This is a genomic window from Allobosea sp. WAO (genome assembly GCF_001509835.1).
Lineage (GTDB): Bacteria > Pseudomonadota > Alphaproteobacteria > Rhizobiales > Beijerinckiaceae > Allobosea.
The window spans coordinates 134,662-151,759 of sequence record NZ_JXTJ01000001.1; the positions used below are offsets into that span (position 1 = coordinate 134,662).

Sequence of the window (17,098 nt, forward strand, 5' to 3'; positions counted from 1 at the left end):
GCCCGCCTCAGGAAAGCGGCACCCGGTTCGCCGCGATGACGGCAGCGATCTCGTCGAGTGCGCGCTCGGTCGCCTGGCGCCCGAGCGCGATCGCCTCCTCGGCGCGGTGGAAGTCGAACAGGCCGACGCGGCCGAGCTTGGGGCCGATCATCACATCGGGTGGATCGCCGGCGAGGCGCGAACGCGAGATCCGGTCCTGGGTGATGTTGAAGGCGTCGATCATCACGCCGGCGAGGCCGGGCTGGTCGTTGTTGCGGCCGACGAAGCCGCGCACCCGCTCCTTCATGCCGCCGAACCAGCCGGAGACGGGGGGCGGCTGCTCGGGGTCGAAGGTTTCCGGGTCCGGGTCGGCGCCATGCGACTGGATGACGGTGCCGCGCCCGCCCATGTCGGTGTTCAGGTTGACGCAGAGCACGACATCGGCGCCGAGCGCGCGCGCCGCCGAGACGGGCACGGGGTTGACCAGTGCGCCGTCCATCAGCCAGCGGCCGCCGAGCTTGACCGGGTCGAACACGCCGGGAAGGGCGTAGGAGGCACGCAAGGCGTCGACCAGCGAGCCGCGCGTCAGCCAGATTTCATGGCCGGTGCCGAGTTCCGTCGCGATGGCCGCGAACTTCTGCGGGAGATCGGCGATCTGCACGCCGGCGAGGTCGCGCTCCAGGAGGCGCTTCAGCCTGCCGCCGCCGATCAGGCCGGCGCCGCCGATGTGGAAATCCATCAGGCCGACGACGCGCCTTTTGGTCAGGCCGAGGGCGAATTCGGTGAGCTCATCGAGTTTGCCGGCGGAAAAACAGCCGCCGACGACCGCGCCGATCGAGGTGCCGGCGATCACATCAGGCGCGTAGCCGGCTTCAGCCAGTGCCCCGATGACGCCGATATGGGCCCAGCCGCGCGCCGCGCCGCCGCCGAGCGCCAGTCCGATCCGTGGCCGGCCGTAGCGCAGCCCGGGTTCGATGGTGAGATCGTTCATCGCAGCTCCACCGCCGCCCAAACCGAAAGCACGCCTGGCGATGTTCTCCAGTATCATCGGCACGGTCCTCCGTGGAGGTTCCAGAATCGTGCCAGCCGATGAGCGCAAGGTGAACGGCGCCGAAGATCACAGCGGCTATCGGCCGCTTTTGAAATAATTATGAAAGCTTGGTTTAAGGATTGCCAATGCCCCGCCTCAGGCGAAGGTCAGGGGCGCGCCGGCCGCATCGCGCAGCGGCACCGAGCGGTAGAAGCAGCTGCGCCGGTGGGTGTGGCAGCAGCCGCCATCGCCGCCGACATTGACCTTGATCCAGAGCGCGTCCTGATCGCAGTCGACCCGCATCTCGACGATGGTCTGGACCTGGCCCGAGGTGTCGCCCTTGTGCCAGAGCTCGCCGCGCGAGCGCGACCAGTACCAGGCCTCGCCGGTCTCGATGCTGCGCTTCAGGGACTCCGCATTCATATGCGCGACCATCAGCAATTCGCCGGTCTTCGCATCGGTCGCGATGCAGGTGACGAGGCCGTCGCGGTCGAATTTCGGCGCCAGCACGGCGCCTTCCTCGATCTCCCGCTTGTCGGAAAGGGTGGGGAAGGCGGTCATGCTGAGTTTCCTGGGTGGGCCGGCATTGTTCGTCTGCTCTTGTCGTCATTCCGGACGAGCCGCCCTCGGGTCCGGCCTTTGGCCGGCCCAAGGACAGGCTCCGCGGCGATGATCGGAATCCATCGAAGGGCGGCGGCACTCTACGATGGATTCCGGGACTGCGCTGCGCTTGCCCGGAATGACGGGGTGATCAAAGCCCCGGGGACTTCACCATGGTGAAGAAGCGGACCTGTTCCGCGGCTTCGCGGAAACGGCCGGTATACTGCGTCGTCAGGGTCGAGGAGCCCTGCTTCTGCACGCCGCGCATCGACATGCACATGTGCTCGGCCTCGACGAGGACGGCGACGCCATGCGGCTTGAGCGACGTCTCGATCGCATGGGCGATCTGGGCGGTCATCGTCTCCTGCGTCTGCAGGCGCCTTGCGAAGACATCGACCACGCGGGCAAGCTTCGACAGGCCGACGACCCCGCCATTCGGGTAGTAGCCGATATGGACCTTGCCGACGAAGGGCACCATGTGGTGCTCGCAATGCGAATGGAACGGGATGTCGCGGACCAGCACCATGTCCTGGTAGCCGTCGACCTCCTCGAAGACTCGGTCGAGAATCTCACCGGCATCCTCCTGATAGCCCCGGTAGAGTTCGCGATAGGCCTTGGTAACGCGGGCCGGGGTCTCGAGCAGCCCCTCCCGCGACGGATCGTCGCCGGCCCACAGGATCAGGGTGCGGACTGCCTCCTCGGCCTGGGCCTGCGTCGGCTGCTTGATGATGAACTTGCCTGCGGAGGGGCTGATCGCCCGCTCTACGGACAAGGACTTAACCACATTGTCCATGTGGAGCCTCCCGTTACGGTTTTGCCGGCCTGCTCATGCGGGCCGGCGTGACAGACAAGTTCGCCCTGCTCGTCCAATAGACCGGACGCCCTCCCGGAAAGAGCGCCGGCACTCTATATTGGGTGCGAAAGCCGGCAACTCCAGACCCGGCCGGGGCGGCCGATGCTGAACGAAGTCTATAACAAGCGCATCCTGGAATTGGCAGGAAACATTCCCCTGCTCGAGCGATTGCCGGAACCGGACGCGACCGCGACGGCCCATTCGCGCCTGTGCGGCTCGACGGTGACGGTCGATCTCACCATGGCTGGCGACGTCGTCACCGGCTTTGGCCACGATGTGCGCGCCTGCGCGCTCGGGCAGGCCTCTTCCTCGATCATGGCGCGCCATGTCGTCGGCTCGACGGCAGCGGAGCTGCGCGAGATCCGCGAGCGCGCGCGGGCGATCCTGAAGGAAAACGCCGCGCCGCCGGACGGAAAATGGGGCGACCTTGCCGTGCTGGTGCCGGTGCGCGACTTCAAGGCCCGCCATGCCTCGACCATGCTGACCTTCGACGCGGTGGTCGACGCGATCGGCCAGATCGAGGCTAAGCGGCGCGAGATGGCGGCGGGTTGAGCCGGCTATTTCAGGCCGAAGGCGAGGCGGATCTCCGGCAGCGTCTCATTGTAGCGCACACGGAAGGTCGGGTCGGCGAGCAGGGCCTTGCCGACGACGCGGCCGATCTTGTCGCCGGCCTCGAGGTCGCTGCGGAAATGGAAGCCGCAGACGAGCCGGCTCTCATTGTAGGATTTCACCCGCGCCTCGAACTTGTCCGCGAGTTCCGGAACCGCTTCAGAGAGCAGGGTCGCATAGAGGGCGGCGGTCGCGGCATGGGCCGAGGGGAAGGAGGTGCCGCTGGGGCGTCCGCCGGGGCAGGGCTTGATGCGCACCTTGCTCCACATCAGGAACGGACGGGTGCGATTGGTCAGACGGTTGACGCTCTTCAGCAGGATGCCGAGCTCGATCTGCGCCTCGCGCATCAGGAGGCGCACCTCGCGATGGGTGTTCTCGACATAGGCGTGGTCGATGCCGTTCAGGAACGCGGACAGCGTCTGGTGCTGGTCGGCGATGGCGGCCTTCTCGCGCTCCGGCGTGCGGGCGGCGGCGATCGCCTGGACCTCTTCGAACTCGGTCTTCGCTTCGGGCGTGTTCTGGCCCGGAGGCAGGCCGATCACCTTGGCGACGTCGATTTTGGCGGCGTCGAGCCAGATCAGGTAAGGTCGCTGCTGAGCCTGCGCCGGCGCGGCCGCGGCCAGGGCAAGCATCAGCCCGGAGAGGGCGAGGGTGTTTGCGAAGGAGCGAGCGCGCATCATGACCACTATTACGGAAGGCGGAATCGGGTGACGGTGAAGCCGCTTGAGGCAAGCCATGTCATACTTGCCTAAACATGCTGAAAAAAGCCTTTCATGGCGACGCATGATCGCGCTGGCCCCGAGGCGGGGCGCGCATCTGCTGATCCGGGGCTATCAGCTCAGCCTTTCCATGCTGGTCGGGCGGGGCTGCCGGCACTGGCCGAGCTGTTCGAGCTATACCGACGAGGCGATCCAGCGCCATGGGCTCTGGCGCGGCGGCTGGGTCGGTTTTGCACGCATCTGCCGCTGCACGCCGCTCGGCACTTCCGGCATCGATCTGGTCTGCGAGGAATTGCCGCCGGACAGCGCCTGGTATAGGCCGTGGTCCTATGGCCGCTGGCGCGGCGTCAACGCGCCTCCTGAAAATGGAAATCTGGCCTTCGATTCCGACGCGGATCCGGCTGCGGGCGGCGGAACGAGATCGCATCCGTAGCCGGCCTTGACTTACGGGGCTCGTATCCCCGAGTGAGCAGGAGCGCGATCGATGACGATCTCCCTGACTTTTCCTGACGGCGCCAAGCGCGAATTCCCCTCCGGCATCACCGGCAAGGAGCTCGCCGGCGGCATTTCCCCCTCGCTGCTGAAACGCACCGTCGCCATGGCGCTCGACGGCACGATCGTCGATCTCGCCGATCCGATCACCGCCGATGCCAGGATCGAATTCCTGACCCGCGAAGACCCGCGCGCGCTGGAGCTGATCCGGCACGATTGCGCCCACGTTCTCGCCGAGGCGGTGCAGGAGCTCTATCCCGGCACGCAGGTCACCATCGGCCCGGTGATCGAGAACGGCTTCTATTACGACTTCTTCCGCAACGAGCCGTTCACGCCGGAGGATTTCGCGCCGATCGAGAAGAAGATGCGCGAGATCATCGCGCGCGACAAACCCTTCACCAAGGAAGAGTGGAGCCGCGACCGGGCGAAGCAGTTCTTCCGTGACAAGGGCGAGGCCTTCAAGGTCGAGCTGGTCGACGCGATTCCGGAAGACCAGACCCTGAAGATGTACGCGCAGGGCGACTGGATCGACCTCTGCCGCGGCCCGCATATGACCTCGGTCGGCAAGGTCGGCAACGCCTTCAAGCTGATGAAGGTGGCCGGCGCCTATTGGCGCGGCGACTCGAAGAATCCGATGCTGACCCGCCTCTACGGCACGGCCTTCGCGAAGCAGGAGGACCTCGACGCGCATCTCAAGCAGATCGAGGAAGCCGAGAAGCGCGACCACCGCCGCATCGGCCGTGAGATGGACCTGTTCCACTTCCAGGAGGAGGGGCCGGGCGTCGTCTTCTGGCACTCCAAGGGCTGGCGGCTGTTCCAGGAGGTGCTGACCTATATGCGCCGGCGACTCGCCGTCGACTATGAGGAGGTCAACGCCCCGCAGGTGCTCGACAAGTCGCTCTGGGAGACCTCCGGCCACTGGGGCTGGTACCAGGACAACATGTTCGCGGTGAAGTCGGCCTCGGCCTTCGAGAACCCGAGCGATCAGGAGCGCGACCACAAGGTCTTCGCCCTGAAGCCGATGAACTGCCCGGGCCATGTCCAGATCTTCAAGCACGGGCTGAAGAGCTATCGCGACTTGCCGATCCGGCTCGCCGAGTTCGGCAATGTCCATCGCTACGAGCCGTCGGGCGCACTGCACGGGCTGATGCGCGTGCGCGGCTTCACCCAGGACGACGCGCACATCTTCTGCACGGAGGAGCAGCTCGCCGCCGAGTGCATGAAGATCAACGACCTGATCCTCTCGGTCTACGAGGATTTCGGCTTCACCGAGGAGCTGGTGATCAAGCTCTCGACCCGGCCTGAGAAGCGCGTCGGCTCCGACGCGGTCTGGGACCACGCCGAAGACGTGATGACCAGGGTGCTGGAGACGATCGCGAAGCAGTCCGGCAACCGGATCAAGACCGAGATCAACCCGGGCGAGGGCGCCTTCTACGGGCCGAAGTTCGAATATGTGCTGCGCGACGCCATCGGCCGCGACTGGCAGTGCGGCACGACGCAGGTCGACTTCAACCTGCCGGAGCGCTTCGGCGCCTTCTATATCGGCTCGGACGGCGAGAAGAAGCAGCCGGTGATGGTCCACCGCGCCATCTGCGGCTCGCTGGAGCGCTTCGTCGGCATCCTGATCGAGCACCATGCCGGGCATTTTCCGCTCTGGCTGGCGCCCGAGCAGATCGTCGTCGCGCCGATCACCTCGGAGGCGGACGCCTATGGTGAGGACGTCACCATGGCGCTGCTCTCGGCCGGTCTGCGCGCCCGCGCCGACCTGCGCAACGAGAAGATCAGCTACAAGGTGCGCGAGCACTCGCTGGCCAAGGTTCCGGTCATCCTCGCCGTCGGCAAGCGCGAAGCCGAGGAAAAGACGGTGACCGTGCGTCGTCTCGGCAGCCAGGCCCAGACGGTGATGAGCCTCGACGCCGTGATCGCGGCGCTGACCGAAGAGGCGACGCCGCCCGATCTCGCGCGCATCAAGAAGGCGCGGGCGGGCTGACGAGACCGTCGTCCTCAGGCTCAAAAGAGCTGGTCATCCCGGGCGACCGAAGGGAGACCCGGGATCCATGCCAGAACAGTTCAGGCATGGATCCCGGCTCTTCGCTGCGCTACGGCCGGGATGACCGTACGAAGGTTCGACGCAAGCTCCCCTCCGACCTCTCGCCAAAGCACCTCAGATGACGGCAAATAGGCGGCGATGCTGACAGGTTCCTATCGCAAGCGGCTCGACGCCGATCTGATCCGCTGGGTGGGCGAAGGCCTGGTCAGCGCCGAGAGTGCCGCCACGATCCGCCGTTCGCTGGCGCAGGAGGGCGGTGGCTTCCGGCTCCACGCCTTGCTCGGCCTGTTCGGCGGCCTCTTGATCGCCGCCAGCGTCTCCGCCTTTGTCGCCGCGAACTGGGAGGAGATGCCGCGGCTGGTGAAGCTCGGCCTCATCCTCTTCGGCCTTGCGGGCTCGCTCACCGTCGCCGGCCGCCTGGAGAGCCGCGGCTCGACCGGCGGTGCCGATGCGGCCACGACCTGCGGCACGTTGATCTTCGCCGCCGGCGTCGCGCTGGTCGGGCAGATGTACCATCTGCCGACCGATTGGCCGGGCGGGGCGCTGCTGATCGCGATCGGCGCGCTGGTCGCCGCCTTCCTGCTGCGCTCGAACGGCGCGCTGGTCATCGCCCTGGTCGCGATCTGCGCCTGGGCAGGCGGCCGCTGGTTCGATGGCGACGGCCAGGTCCATTTCGGCTTCTGGCTCGCCTTCCTGCCGGCCTTGTGGCTGGCCTGGACGCGGCAGAACCGGCTCGTCCACCACGCCGCCGTGCTTGCGGCGCTGCTCTGGTTCGCCTCGCTGCCCGGAAGCTCCAGCTTCATCCTCTTCGATTACGGCCTGCTCGCCTATGGCCTCGCGCTCTCCGTGCTGTTCGTCACGCTCGGCGCCTTCGCGCTCGACCGGGGCGGGCCGGGCCTTTTGACCGCCTGCCTGCCCTGGGGGCTGATCGGCCTTCTGGTCACGCTCAATGTCGAGCTGGTGCGTATCCTCGATGCCCATGAGGCGCGGCCGGGCACGGCGATGTCGCTCAACTACTTCGCCTATGCGCTTGCCGTCCCGGCGCTGACGGGCCTTGCGCTGCTCGGGCGCGAGCGGCGCTTCGTCTGGCCGCTTGCGCTGGCGCTGCTGCTTTCGCTGATGGTGCCGGTGGTGTTCTGGAGCGGCAGTGTCGTCGCGCTCCTCGGCAAGATCGCGATCGCGACGCTGATCCTGGTGATCGCCATCGCGCTCGTCCTCGCAGGAGCCGGCGGCGGGGTGCGCCGGCTGACCATCGCCGGCTCCGGCCTGTTCGCCGTCGCCGTTCTGATCTTGCTCTGGCAGACGATCGGCACGCTGCTCGACCAGTCGCTGTTCTTCCTTGCCGCAGGCGCGATCCTGATCGGGCTCGCCAGCGGTGCGCGCCGGCTGCTCGCCAAATTCGCCAAGCCGACGGAGGCGTCGCCGTGATCCGCCTTCCTGCCGCAGACCAGCTCGTCGGCCGCGTGCCGGTGCTCTGGCGGGCGCTCGCCGCGATCCTGATCCTCGGCGGCCTGATCCTGCTGCTGGTCGAATCGCGGGCCCGCATCCTGCGCGCGGGCACCGAGGTCCGGTTGGCGACGGCACCGGTCGATCCGCGCGACCTGTTCCGTGGCGACTACGTGATCCTGAACTACAAGATCAGCACGCTCGACCCGGCGACGCTCGACGGCGAGAAGGCGCTGACGCGCAACCAGATCGTCTATGTCCGCCTGGCGCCTGGCGCCGACGGTTTCGCCGAGGCCAAGGGCATCTATCTCGCCAAGCCGGCGCTGGTTCCGGGCGAGAGCGTGATCGAGGGCCGCGTCACCTCGACCGGAAGCTGCCTCGCCCGGGCCGATGGCGAGCCGGACTGCAATCTCGGTACCCGCGCCATCCGCGTCGCCTACGGGCTCGAAAGCTATTTCGTGCCGCAGGGCACGGGGCTTGCGATCGAGCGCACCGATCGCAAGCGCATCGAGATCATCGCCGCGGTCGCGCCTTCCGGCCAGGCCGCGATCAAGCGCCTCCTGATCGACGGCAAGCTGGTTCACGCCGAGCCGCCGTACTGACCGCGCCGGAACGCTCCGGCCGCGCCTGCGTTCATCTCTGCGAGCACAGTGTTGTGAACGCCGCCGGCGGAGCCTTGGCGGTGACACAATGTTAAGATGAACGTCAGATGAACGAGGCGCTGACGGCCTCCCGATTCAGCCTGTGACGGAGCGGTGTTGACGTGAGCGGTTTCTGGCGCCTGATGCTGTTCGGAAAGGGACCGCGCGAAGCGGCTCTGCCCGGGCGCGATCTGCGCATCGACGCCATTCGCGGCCTGATCCTGCTGATCATTTTCGTCAATCACATGCCGGGCAACGTCGTCTCGGGATGGATGCCGTACAATTACGGCTTCTCCGACGCCGCCGACATTTTCGTGCTGCTCGCCGGCGTCTCGGCCGTCTTCGCCTATGGCCGTCTGATCGACCAGCGCGGCATGCTGGTCGGCTCGCTCAAGGTCGGCGCCCGAATCTGGACGCTCTATATCGCGCATCTCGCGCTGTTCGTGCTGGTCTGCGGCATCATCGCCACCGCGATCGTGCGCACGCAGAACTCGCTGTACATGGAAGCGATCAACATCCAGCCCTTCTTCAGCGACACGCCGGCTGCGGTGATTAATGCGCTCGGGCTGACCTACCAGCCCTATTACCTCGACATCCTGCCGCTCTACATCGTGCTGCTGGCGCTGTTCCCGCTGATCTACGTCGCGGCGCGCACCAGCCCGCTGCCGACCGTGATCTTCTCGCTGGCGGTCTGGCAGGTCGCGACGCATTTCGGCCTGAACCTGCCGAACCATCCGGGGGAGGCCGGCTGGTTCTTCAACCCCTTCGCCTGGCAGGTGATCTTCGTCCTCGGCGTCGTGCTCGGCCGGCTGGCGCTGGTCGGCGCGAGCGTGCCGCGGCTCGTCATGCTCGATGTCCTGGCGGCGGGCGTGCTCGTCTTCGCAGCGGCTGTGAAGCTCTCCACCAGCAACTTCCTCGCCGGCGTCCCGGCGCTCGGCGAGTGGGTCGACGGACTACAGATCGGCATCGACAAGACCAACCTCGCGGTCGTGCGGGTCGTTCATCTCTTGGCGCTGGCCTGGCTGGTGCTGCGCTACCTGCGGCCGGGCTCGGCGCTGCTGCGCAGCCGGATCGGCGGCGGGCTCGCCGTGATCGGGCGCCATTCCCTCGAAGTCTTCTGCGCCGGCATCGTGCTCGCCATCGCCGGACAGATCATCCTGGCCGAGACCTCCTTCGTCCTGTGGGTACAATTGCTTGTAAACTTCGCAGGGATTACGATCCTGGCCGGGCTAGGAATGTTTCTGTCGTGGTACAAGACGCTTACGGCTCGCGCCGCCGGCGCCCCTCGCGAGCAGCCTGTCGCGGCCTGATCGCCGCCGCCTTCGCACTTGCCTTCGCGCCGGTGCTCGCGGCGCCGAAGCCGCTTGCCCCGGCGAACGATGCGCGCTGCCGGGCCGGCGCCAGCCAGCATCCCTTCGCACCCGTCCTGCCCGCTGCGAAGCGGGCCCTGACCGAGACCAACCAGCTTGTCATCGTCGCTCTGGGATCCTCGACCACCGCCGGCTCCGGCGCGAGCGAGGCCAACAACAGTTATCCGGCCGTGCTCGAGGCGGAACTGCGCCGGCGCCTGCCGGGCCGCGAAATCCAGGTGATCAACAAGGGCGTCGGTGGCCAGTCGGCCTATGACATGCTGCTGCGCATGGAGAGCGACGTCATCGCCGAAAAGCCCTCGCTGGTGATCTGGCAGACGGCGGTGAACGATGCGATCCGCGATATCGGCGAGGAGAAGCTGGCGAAGATCCTGAAGAAGGGCATCCGCCAGGTGCAGGGTGCCGGAATCGACCTCGTGCTGATGGACCTGCAATGGCTGCCGCGCGAGGGCCGCTATCCCAAATACGACGATTATCGCGCCGTGCTGGCCAAGACGGCGGCCGAGAACAATGTCGCGGTCTTCCCGCGCTACGGCATGATGCGGACCTGGTCGCGCAGCAAGCAGTTCACGCCGGAGGAACTGGTCGGCATGGATGGCGACCTGCATCTCGTCGATGCCGGCTATCGCTGCCTCGCCGTGCGCCTCGCCGACGGGATCGCGGCGGCGCTGACCGGGACGCGGCCGGACGGCAAGCCGACCAATTGAGGCTGTGGCGAGCCCGCGATCAGCGGGCGATCACCTCGATGTCGCGGTCGCGCCCGGCCTCGACCTTGAACTCGCGTGAGAAGACCTGCCCCTCCTGGCGGGCGATCAGCACATAGTCGCCTTCCGCCAGGATGACCTGCGGGAAGGCGCCGATCGCCTCGCGGATGACGTCGCCGCCGGGGGTGAGCACGCTGAAGGCGGTGCCGGCGAAGGCCTCGCCGCCCGGTCCTGCGACGAGCTTGAGCGTCACCATCGCGGCGCGGTGATGCAGGGTCGCCTGCGTCACCTTGCCGGCATCGACCCGGACGTCGGAGCGCTGGATGGCGTTGGAATCACCATAGGTCGAGACGATGTGATAGGTGCCCTCGGGCAGGCGGATCAGCTCGCCGGCCTTGGCGTTGTTGACGACGAGGCGGCCTTCCGAATTGCCCTGGAGCGGTACGAAGATCGAGAAGGTCAGCTGCGCCGGGGGGATCGGCGTCTCGCCAATCGAGCCGGCGAGCGAGAGGGCGCCCGCGCTGATGCTGATCCTGTCGCTCAATCCCTGCGGGCCGAGCGTGACGCGCTTGGTGCCGCTGGCGAAGCCATAGGCGGCGTGCAGCAGATAGACGCCGGGCTCGAGCTGGAACACCGGCTCGGCATCGTTGGAGCGGGCGACGATGCGCGGCGGGGTGCCGTCCGCGGTCTCGACCAGCACGCGCCAGACCAGGCCGGAGCGGATCGGCTTGCGGTCGGACGAGAATTGCGCGCTCAGCGCCAGCGCTGCCTGCCCGGCGCGCGTGCCGAGAAAGCTGTTGGCGGCGGGAGCCTGTGCCGCTCCGGGGGCAGGCGCCGGCGTCTGCGCGAGCGCGGGCAGGGCGACGAGAGCCGCCAGCAGGGCGACCGCGCAGCTGCGGGCAGCCCGCCGGCCACCAGGTTTGAACTCTTCGGTTTGAAACATGCGCCGTGCCGTCATCGTCCTTGCGCCGGAGAAGGAGCAGGCTCGCTTGTCCTCATCATGGCAAAACCTTAACTCAGGAGCGGCCGCCAGCGGCGTTCGCCCTGCAATCCTCTCCTGCCTGGATCGTTCATGACCGACACGCTCGCCCTGCTCAAGCTCCGCCGCTCGGTTCCGCCGCAATTTCTGGCCGCGCCTGGGCCGGATCAGCGCCAGCTTTCCGAACTCCTGACCATCGCGGCGCGGGTGCCCGACCATGGCAAGCTCGTGCCCTGGCGCTTCATCGTCTTCTCGGGCGAGGCCAAGGCCAAGGCCGCGGCGCTGGTCGGCGAGGTATTCCGCAAGCGCAATCCCGATGCGCCCGAGGACAAGGTCGCGTTCGAGGCCAAGCGCCTCGCCCATGCGCCGGTCGTGATCGCCGTGGTCTCGCGCGCCCGCCAGCATGAGAAGATCCCGCTCTGGGAGCAGGAACTCTCGGCCGGCGCGGTCTGCTTCAACCTGCTCGTCGCCGCCGAGGCGATGGGCTTTGCCGGCTCCTGGCTGACCAACTGGTTCGCCTTCGACCGCGACGTGCTCGACGCCTTCGGCGTCGCGGCGGACGAGCGCATCGCCGGCTTCGTCCATCTCGGCACGGCCGACACGAAGCCCGCCGATCGCGAGCGGCCGGACCTTGCCGCCATCGTCAGCCATTACAGGCAGTGAGCGCGGCGATGATCTATTCGAGCAGCGGCGAGCCGCATGACCTCAAGCACGACCCGTTCAAGGCGATCGTGGCGCCCCGGCCGATCGGCTGGATCAGCGCCCTCAACGCCAAGGGCGAGGTCAATCTCTCGCCCTACAGCTTCTTCAACGCGATCTCCTCGCGTCCCAACATCGTGATGTTCTCCTCGGAGAACCGGAAGGATGCGGTGGCCTTCATCGAGGAGACCGGCGAGTTCACCTGCAGCCTCGTCACAAGGGCGCTCGCCGAGCAGATGAACCTGACCTCGGCGCCCTTGCCGCGGGGGGAGAGCGAATACGCCCATGCCGGGCTCGCAATGGCGCCGTCGCGCTTCGTCAAGCCGCCGCGCGTCGCGGCGAGCCCGGCCGCGCTCGAATGCAAGCTGCTCTCGGTGCAGCAATTGCGCGATCTCGACGGGCAGGAGGTGCCGCGCTGGATGGTGCTCGGCCAGGTGGTCGGCGTCTTCATCGACGAGGCCTATGTCCGCGACGGCCGCTTCGACACCGCCGGCGCCAATCCGATCGCGCGCTGCGGCTATGCCGACTATGCCGAGGTTACCGAGCTGTTCTCAATCGCGCGGCCGCCCGGAGGCTAGGCGGGCATGACGCCGCCGCCCGATGACGAGCAGGACCCTGACTGGCGCATGACCGTCAACCTGCTCGCCATCGTCGCGGTGCTGGCGCTGCTCGGCCTCGGCTTCTGGCTGCTGCGAGAGCTGCATCAGGCCGGGAAGGCGCAGGATTGCCTGTCCTCGGGCCAGCGCAGCTGCCGGCAGATCAGGACGCCGTGACGGCTTGCCGGGGCAGGGCGAGGCAACGACCGCGAGGCCGGGCCGCAATCGCCAAAGCCTGAATCTTCGGAATCGGTTGGCGCCTGCGCTTAATCCGGCTTGCCAGCCCGTGCGGCCGGCCGCAGCCGGCGCAACGTCGCGCCGCCAGGACCTTGTGCGGCTTCGCCGATCAGCCGTCCGAGCTCGCGGGCGCAGGGCGTCTTGCCGCCGGGCGACCAGATCAGCGCGAATTCTAGGTCCGGCAGCGGCGGCAGGCCATAATCGGGCCCGAGCACCTTCATGCCTTGCTCCAGCTCGTCATGCGCGATGATCGAGGCGCCTAGCCCGGCCAGCATCGCCGCGCGCAAGCCGTGCAGATTGGCCGAGGTGAAGCCGGTGTGCCATTCGATGCCGGTATCGGCGAGGGCCTCGATCGCGACCGTGCGGCAGAGGCAGGGCGGATTGGAGAGCGCGAGCGGCAGCGAGGCCCCCGGCGGGACCGCGAAGTCATCGGACGCGGCCCAGACGAAGCGTTGCCGCCGCAGCACCGTTCCGCCGCTCTCGCCGGCCCGGCGCATCGCGACCGCGAGGTCGAGCTCGCCATTGTCGATCCTGGCGCTGAAATCCTGGCAGACGCTGACCGAGGCTTCGAGGCGGACGGCCGGGAAGGCGCGGGCGAAGCGGCACAAGAGCTGCGGCAGCTCGTCGCCCAGGAAATTCTCCGGCACGCCGAAGCGGATCGAGCCGGCGAGCGCCGAGATCTGGAAGCGCTGGGCCAAGGCCGCATGCGCCTGCAGGATCTGCCTCGCATGGCGCAGAAAATCCTCGCCATCCTCGGTCAGCGCCAGCTTGCGCGTCGTGCGCACGAGAAGCGGGCGGCCGACCTGCTCCTCCAGCCGGCGGATCTGATGGCTGACCGCCGACTGCGTCAGGTGCAGGCGCTCGGCGGCGCGGGTGAAGCCGCCGGCCTCCTCGACCGCGACGAGAGCGCGCAAAAGCTCGGGAGCAAAATCCATGATCAAGATTTATTACCACAGTCACTGAAAGACGAGAAATTAAATCATTTCTGTCATGTCAGGACTGCCCCTAGACCCAGTGCCTCCATCGATCCCGCCGCTGCGGCGGATCGCGAAAGGTGCTTGCGATGACGATCTCCTCCAATGCGCGAGACAGGGCGGCGCTGGCCGGCGTCTGTCTTGCCTCGCTGATGTTCGGCCTCGAGATTTCCAGCATTCCGGTGATCCTGCCGATCCTGGAATCGACGCTTCCGGCCGATTTCCGCGCCCTGCAATGGATCATGAACGCCTACACCATCGCCTGCACGGCGGTGCTGATGGCGACCGGGACGCTCGCCGACCGCTTTGGCCGCAAGCGCGTCTTCATGGCGACCACCGCTGCCTTCGGCCTGACATCGCTGGTCTGCGGGCTGGCGCCGAACGCGCCGATCCTGATCGCCGGCCGGTTTCTGCAGGGCATGGCGGGCGGCGCGATGCTGACCTGCGCGATCGCGATCATCTCGCACCAGTTTCCGGACGGGCGCGAGCGCGGCAGGGCCTTCACCCTCTGGGGCGTCGTCAGCGGCGTCGGCCTCGGCTTCGGCCCAGTAGTCGGAGGCATGATCGCTGCGCTGGCCGGCTGGCAATGGGTGTTCCTCATCCATGTGCCGCTGACTGCGCTGGCACTGGTGCCGGCGGCGCTCGGCATCCGCGAATCGCGGGATCCGCAGGCGAAGCAGCTCGACCTTGCCGGCATCGTCACGCTGACCCTCGCGGTCTTCGGGCTTGCCTTCGTCATCACGCAGGGCGCCGAACTCGGCTTGCCCTTGTCGCTCGGGCTTGCCGGCCTCGCTTTGGCCAGCTTCGTCGCCTTCCTGCTCGTTGAGAAGCGCGCGCCGCAGCCGATGTTCGATTTCTCGGTGTTCCGGATCCGCCGTTTCAGCGGCGCGATCATCGGCTGCGCCGCGATGAACTTCAGCTACTGGCCCTTCATCATCTACCTGCCGATCTACTTCCAGAGCGGGCTCGGTCTCGGCGCCGAGGCGACGGGCCTGCTGCTGCTGGCCTATACCGTGCCCTTCATGGTGATGCCGGTGATCTCGGACCATCTGCTGCGCCGCCATGGTCCGCAGCTGGTCGTTCCGCTCGGAATGCTGACCATGGGCGCCGGCTTCATCGCGATGTGGCTCGGCAGCGGGGTTGCCCAGCCGGGCTGGCTGACCGTGCTGCCCGGCGCGCTGCTGGCCGGCATCGGGCTCGGCCTGACCAATACGGCGGTGACCAACACCACAACCGGCGCGGTGCCGAGCAACCGTGCGGGGATGGCGTCCGGCATCGACATCAGCGCCCGCCTGATCGCGCTGGCGATCAACATCCCGGTGATGGGGCTGATCCTGGTCGAGGGCATCCGTCGGTCGCTGCCTGCAGGTCTCTCCGGCGTGCTCGACGCTTCGCAGCTGCAGGCGCTGGCGACTTCGGTCGCTGCCGGAAATCTCGGGGCGCTGCCGCAGGGCTATCCGGTCCTGGCCCTGCACGATCCCTCCAGCGCCGGGGTGCATGCGGCACTGGTCGACGGCTTCGGCTGGGTGATGCTGTATGGCGGCGTCAGCGCCGGCGTCCTCGCCGCGATCAGCCTGCTGATCTTCGGTGGCGTCCGGCTCCGGGCGGAAGGCGGCGCAGTCACGACCTGCGTCGCCTCCGCTGAGCGGGACGGCTGACGGCGGCCCGGATCACCCCAGCCTGTCCGCGCGCGCCTTGAGCCGGCGGGCGCGCATCAGATGGGGGCGGTCGAGCATCTCGCCGTCGAGGCCGATCACGCCGAGGCCGGGATTGGCGTCGAACAGCGCGATGATCGCCTCGGCGCTCGCCAACGCTTCGGGCGAGGGCGAGAAGACCTCGTTGATGACGGCGACCTGGGCGGGATGGATCGCCATCTTGCCGGTGAAGCCGTCGCGCCGGCCGGCGAGGCATTCGGCCCGCAGGCCCTCGCTGTCGCGGAAGGCCGTGAAGACGCTGTCGATGGCGTCGACCTGGGCGGCGGCGGCGGCAAACAGAGTGAGTGAGCGCGCCATCCGGTAGGGATCGGTATAGTCGCCGCTCTCCAGCCGGTTGGTCTCGGCCCCGACATCGGCCGAGAGATCCTCGGCACCCCAGGTCAGGCCGGCGAGCCGGTGGCTGGCGCCGGCATAGCTGCCAAGCGCGAAGATGCCCTTTCCGGTCTCGGTGGCGATGGCGATGATCCGGGTCGCTCCGTCGGCGAAATCGGATTCGGCCTCGCGCACCGCGATCTGGGCGGCGAGATGGGTGAGGTCCGGGCCGCCCTCGGCCTTGGGCAGCATGATCGCGTCCGGCGCGCCGGGCATGACGGCGTCGAGATCGGCCTCGGTCAGCCCGGTCGACAGGGCGTTGACCCGCACGATCAGGCGCGGCCGGCGCGCCAGCTTGCCGGCCTCGTTCAGGAATTCGCGGGTCAGCGCGCGCGCCTGCGGCTTGGCGTCGAGCGAGACCGAATCCTCGAGGTCGAGGATCAGCGCATCCGCGCCGCTCTCCAGCCCCTTCTGCAGCTTCTTCTGGCTGTCGCCGGGTACGAACAGGAGGGAGCGCATCAGACCAGCTCCCCGTCGACCGGCCGCTTCTTCATGAAGGCCTGGCGCCGGCACTGGGCAACCAGCGTGCCGTCCTGCTTGTAGGCGCGGTGGTGGAACTCGACGATGCCGGCGTCGGGCCGCGAGCGCGACTCGCGCTTGGCGACGATCTCGGTGACGCAGTTGATCGTGTCGCCCTCAAAGAGCGGGGCAGGGAAGGTCACGTCGGTCATGCCGAGATTGCCGATGGTGGTGCCGACCGTGGTGTCGTTGACGGAGATGCCGATCATCAGGCCGAGGGTGAACAGCGAGTTCATCAGCGGCTTGCCCCACTCGGTCTCTGTCGCACAGAAATGCGCATCAATATGAAGGGGTTGCGGGTTTAGGGTCATGTTGGAGAACAACATGTTGTCCATCTGCGTGACCGTGCGGGTCAGCCCATGCTCGATCGAGGCGCCGACGGTGAAGTCCTCGAAATAGAGCCCACCGCGCCGGTGTCGTTTCGGTTCCGTCATCATCCTGCTCCCAAAGCCTTTTTCTGCGTCCGTCAGCCGGCTCACGGCAGGCGCCTTAACGGTTCGCTTACCATAATCGG

19 protein-coding genes are annotated in these 17,098 nt (G+C 67.6%); 11 read left to right on the forward strand and 8 right to left on the reverse strand.

Features of this window, described 5'->3' with window-relative positions; genetic code table 11:
* Nucleotides 1-7 precede the first annotated feature (7 nt).
* The 3 genes from DK26_RS00690 to folE all read right to left on the reverse strand — a co-directional run bounded on the left by DK26_RS00690 (nucleotide 8) and on the right by folE (nucleotide 2,402).
* Nucleotides 8-970: a patatin-like phospholipase family protein gene (locus DK26_RS00690; protein WP_248309832.1), complete on the reverse strand. Its 963-nt coding sequence runs from the start codon at nucleotides 968-970 to the stop codon at nucleotides 8-10.
* Nucleotides 971-1,165: 195 nt separating this feature from the next.
* On the reverse strand, nucleotides 1,166-1,570 hold the full coding sequence (hisI, locus tag DK26_RS00695) for a phosphoribosyl-AMP cyclohydrolase (RefSeq protein ID WP_066467317.1): 405 nt from the start codon (nucleotides 1,568-1,570) through the stop codon (nucleotides 1,166-1,168).
* Nucleotides 1,571-1,760: 190 nt separating this feature from the next.
* A complete protein-coding gene (gene folE, locus DK26_RS00700; RefSeq protein ID WP_066467318.1) occupies nucleotides 1,761-2,402 on the reverse strand; it encodes a GTP cyclohydrolase I FolE in 642 nt (213 codons plus the stop codon).
* A 162-nt stretch (nucleotides 2,403-2,564) separates the two neighbouring features.
* Between folE and DK26_RS00705 the strand changes: the two genes are divergently transcribed.
* On the forward strand, nucleotides 2,565-3,014 hold the full coding sequence (locus tag DK26_RS00705; protein ID WP_066467319.1) for an iron-sulfur cluster assembly scaffold protein: 450 nt from the start codon (nucleotides 2,565-2,567) through the stop codon (nucleotides 3,012-3,014).
* 5 nt (nucleotides 3,015-3,019) lie between these two features.
* Here the strand turns inward: DK26_RS00705 and DK26_RS00710 are convergent, their stop codons facing one another.
* Complete coding sequence (locus DK26_RS00710; protein ID WP_066467321.1) at nucleotides 3,020-3,751, reverse strand: phosphatase PAP2 family protein; 732 nt, start codon at nucleotides 3,749-3,751, stop codon at nucleotides 3,020-3,022.
* Between the two features lie 103 nt (nucleotides 3,752-3,854).
* Between DK26_RS00710 and yidD the strand changes: the two genes are divergently transcribed.
* The 6 genes from yidD (at nucleotide 3,855) to DK26_RS00740 (ending at nucleotide 10,496) form a co-directional block, all read left to right on the forward strand.
* Nucleotides 3,855-4,223, forward strand: coding sequence for a membrane protein insertion efficiency factor YidD (gene yidD / locus DK26_RS00715; protein WP_066467322.1), 369 nt, complete (start codon nucleotides 3,855-3,857; stop codon nucleotides 4,221-4,223).
* Nucleotides 4,224-4,274: 51 nt separating this feature from the next.
* The gene (gene thrS / locus DK26_RS00720) at nucleotides 4,275-6,272 is read left to right on the forward strand and encodes a threonine--tRNA ligase (protein ID WP_066467324.1); all 1,998 of its coding nucleotides are present in this window, start codon (nucleotides 4,275-4,277) and stop codon (nucleotides 6,270-6,272) included.
* A gap of 198 nt (nucleotides 6,273-6,470) precedes the next feature.
* On the forward strand, nucleotides 6,471-7,760 hold the full coding sequence (locus DK26_RS00725) for a DUF2157 domain-containing protein (RefSeq protein WP_066467326.1): 1,290 nt from the start codon (nucleotides 6,471-6,473) through the stop codon (nucleotides 7,758-7,760).
* Nucleotides 7,757-8,380: a GDYXXLXY domain-containing protein gene (locus DK26_RS29230; RefSeq protein ID WP_066467328.1), complete on the forward strand. Its 624-nt coding sequence runs from the start codon at nucleotides 7,757-7,759 to the stop codon at nucleotides 8,378-8,380. Before DK26_RS00725 ends, DK26_RS29230 begins: the two co-directional genes overlap by 4 nt.
* A 161-nt stretch (nucleotides 8,381-8,541) precedes the next feature.
* Nucleotides 8,542-9,729: an OpgC domain-containing protein gene (locus DK26_RS00735; RefSeq protein ID WP_066467330.1), complete on the forward strand. Its 1,188-nt coding sequence runs from the start codon at nucleotides 8,542-8,544 to the stop codon at nucleotides 9,727-9,729.
* On the forward strand, nucleotides 9,666-10,496 hold the full coding sequence (locus DK26_RS00740) for an SGNH/GDSL hydrolase family protein (RefSeq protein WP_066467333.1): 831 nt from the start codon (nucleotides 9,666-9,668) through the stop codon (nucleotides 10,494-10,496). Before DK26_RS00735 ends, DK26_RS00740 begins: the two co-directional genes overlap by 64 nt.
* Before the next feature lie 19 nt (nucleotides 10,497-10,515).
* Here DK26_RS00740 and DK26_RS00745 read toward each other — a convergent pair whose 3' ends face one another.
* On the reverse strand, nucleotides 10,516-11,436 hold the full coding sequence (locus DK26_RS00745; RefSeq protein WP_083532875.1) for a hypothetical protein: 921 nt from the start codon (nucleotides 11,434-11,436) through the stop codon (nucleotides 10,516-10,518).
* A 129-nt stretch (nucleotides 11,437-11,565) separates the two neighbouring features.
* Between DK26_RS00745 and DK26_RS00750 the strand changes: the two genes are divergently transcribed.
* From DK26_RS00750 to DK26_RS00760, 3 genes are read left to right on the forward strand one after another with little or no spacing between them, the layout of a single operon-like run.
* Nucleotides 11,566-12,135, forward strand: coding sequence for a nitroreductase (locus DK26_RS00750; RefSeq protein ID WP_066467334.1), 570 nt, complete (start codon nucleotides 11,566-11,568; stop codon nucleotides 12,133-12,135).
* A gap of 8 nt (nucleotides 12,136-12,143) precedes the next feature.
* Nucleotides 12,144-12,749, forward strand: coding sequence for a flavin reductase family protein (locus DK26_RS00755; protein ID WP_066467335.1), 606 nt, complete (start codon nucleotides 12,144-12,146; stop codon nucleotides 12,747-12,749).
* A gap of 6 nt (nucleotides 12,750-12,755) precedes the next feature.
* Complete coding sequence (locus DK26_RS00760) at nucleotides 12,756-12,944, forward strand: hypothetical protein (protein WP_066467337.1); 189 nt, start codon at nucleotides 12,756-12,758, stop codon at nucleotides 12,942-12,944.
* Between the two features lie 89 nt (nucleotides 12,945-13,033).
* Here DK26_RS00760 and DK26_RS00765 read toward each other — a convergent pair whose 3' ends face one another.
* Entirely contained in the window at nucleotides 13,034-13,939 is a 906-nt protein-coding gene (locus DK26_RS00765; protein ID WP_066467339.1) for a LysR family transcriptional regulator, read from the reverse strand.
* 128 nt (nucleotides 13,940-14,067) lie between these two features.
* Between DK26_RS00765 and DK26_RS00770 the strand changes: the two genes are divergently transcribed.
* Complete coding sequence (locus DK26_RS00770; RefSeq protein WP_066467343.1) at nucleotides 14,068-15,636, forward strand: MFS transporter; 1,569 nt, start codon at nucleotides 14,068-14,070, stop codon at nucleotides 15,634-15,636.
* 12 nt (nucleotides 15,637-15,648) lie between these two features.
* Here DK26_RS00770 and DK26_RS00775 read toward each other — a convergent pair whose 3' ends face one another.
* Nucleotides 15,649-16,524, reverse strand: coding sequence for a CoA ester lyase (locus DK26_RS00775; protein WP_066467345.1), 876 nt, complete (start codon nucleotides 16,522-16,524; stop codon nucleotides 15,649-15,651).
* Nucleotides 16,524-17,018: a MaoC family dehydratase gene (locus DK26_RS00780; RefSeq protein WP_066467416.1), complete on the reverse strand. Its 495-nt coding sequence runs from the start codon at nucleotides 17,016-17,018 to the stop codon at nucleotides 16,524-16,526. Before DK26_RS00780 ends, DK26_RS00775 begins: the two co-directional genes overlap by 1 nt.
* Between the last annotated feature and the right edge of the window lie 80 nt (nucleotides 17,019-17,098).

Coding starts and splice junctions, on each gene's coding strand:
- DK26_RS00690 (WP_248309832.1), bottom strand. CDS start 970: ATGAACGATCTCACCATCGAACCCGGGCTGCGCTACGGCCGGCCACGG.
- hisI (WP_066467317.1), bottom strand. CDS start 1,570: ATGACCGCCTTCCCCACCCTTTCCGACAAGCGGGAGATCGAGGAAGGC.
- folE (WP_066467318.1), bottom strand. CDS start 2,402: ATGGACAATGTGGTTAAGTCCTTGTCCGTAGAGCGGGCGATCAGCCCC.
- DK26_RS00705 (WP_066467319.1), top strand. CDS start 2,565: ATGCTGAACGAAGTCTATAACAAGCGCATCCTGGAATTGGCAGGAAAC.
- DK26_RS00710 (WP_066467321.1), bottom strand. CDS start 3,751: ATGATGCGCGCTCGCTCCTTCGCAAACACCCTCGCCCTCTCCGGGCTG.
- yidD (WP_066467322.1), top strand. CDS start 3,855: ATGATCGCGCTGGCCCCGAGGCGGGGCGCGCATCTGCTGATCCGGGGC.
- thrS (WP_066467324.1), top strand. CDS start 4,275: ATGACGATCTCCCTGACTTTTCCTGACGGCGCCAAGCGCGAATTCCCC.
- DK26_RS00725 (WP_066467326.1), top strand. CDS start 6,471: ATGCTGACAGGTTCCTATCGCAAGCGGCTCGACGCCGATCTGATCCGC.
- DK26_RS00745 (WP_083532875.1), bottom strand. CDS start 11,436: ATGTTTCAAACCGAAGAGTTCAAACCTGGTGGCCGGCGGGCTGCCCGC.
- DK26_RS00750 (WP_066467334.1), top strand. CDS start 11,566: ATGACCGACACGCTCGCCCTGCTCAAGCTCCGCCGCTCGGTTCCGCCG.
- DK26_RS00755 (WP_066467335.1), top strand. CDS start 12,144: ATGATCTATTCGAGCAGCGGCGAGCCGCATGACCTCAAGCACGACCCG.
- DK26_RS00760 (WP_066467337.1), top strand. CDS start 12,756: ATGACGCCGCCGCCCGATGACGAGCAGGACCCTGACTGGCGCATGACC.
- DK26_RS00765 (WP_066467339.1), bottom strand. CDS start 13,939: ATGGATTTTGCTCCCGAGCTTTTGCGCGCTCTCGTCGCGGTCGAGGAG.
- DK26_RS00770 (WP_066467343.1), top strand. CDS start 14,068: ATGACGATCTCCTCCAATGCGCGAGACAGGGCGGCGCTGGCCGGCGTC.
- DK26_RS00775 (WP_066467345.1), bottom strand. CDS start 16,524: ATGCGCTCCCTCCTGTTCGTACCCGGCGACAGCCAGAAGAAGCTGCAG.
- DK26_RS00780 (WP_066467416.1), bottom strand. CDS start 17,018: ATGACGGAACCGAAACGACACCGGCGCGGTGGGCTCTATTTCGAGGAC.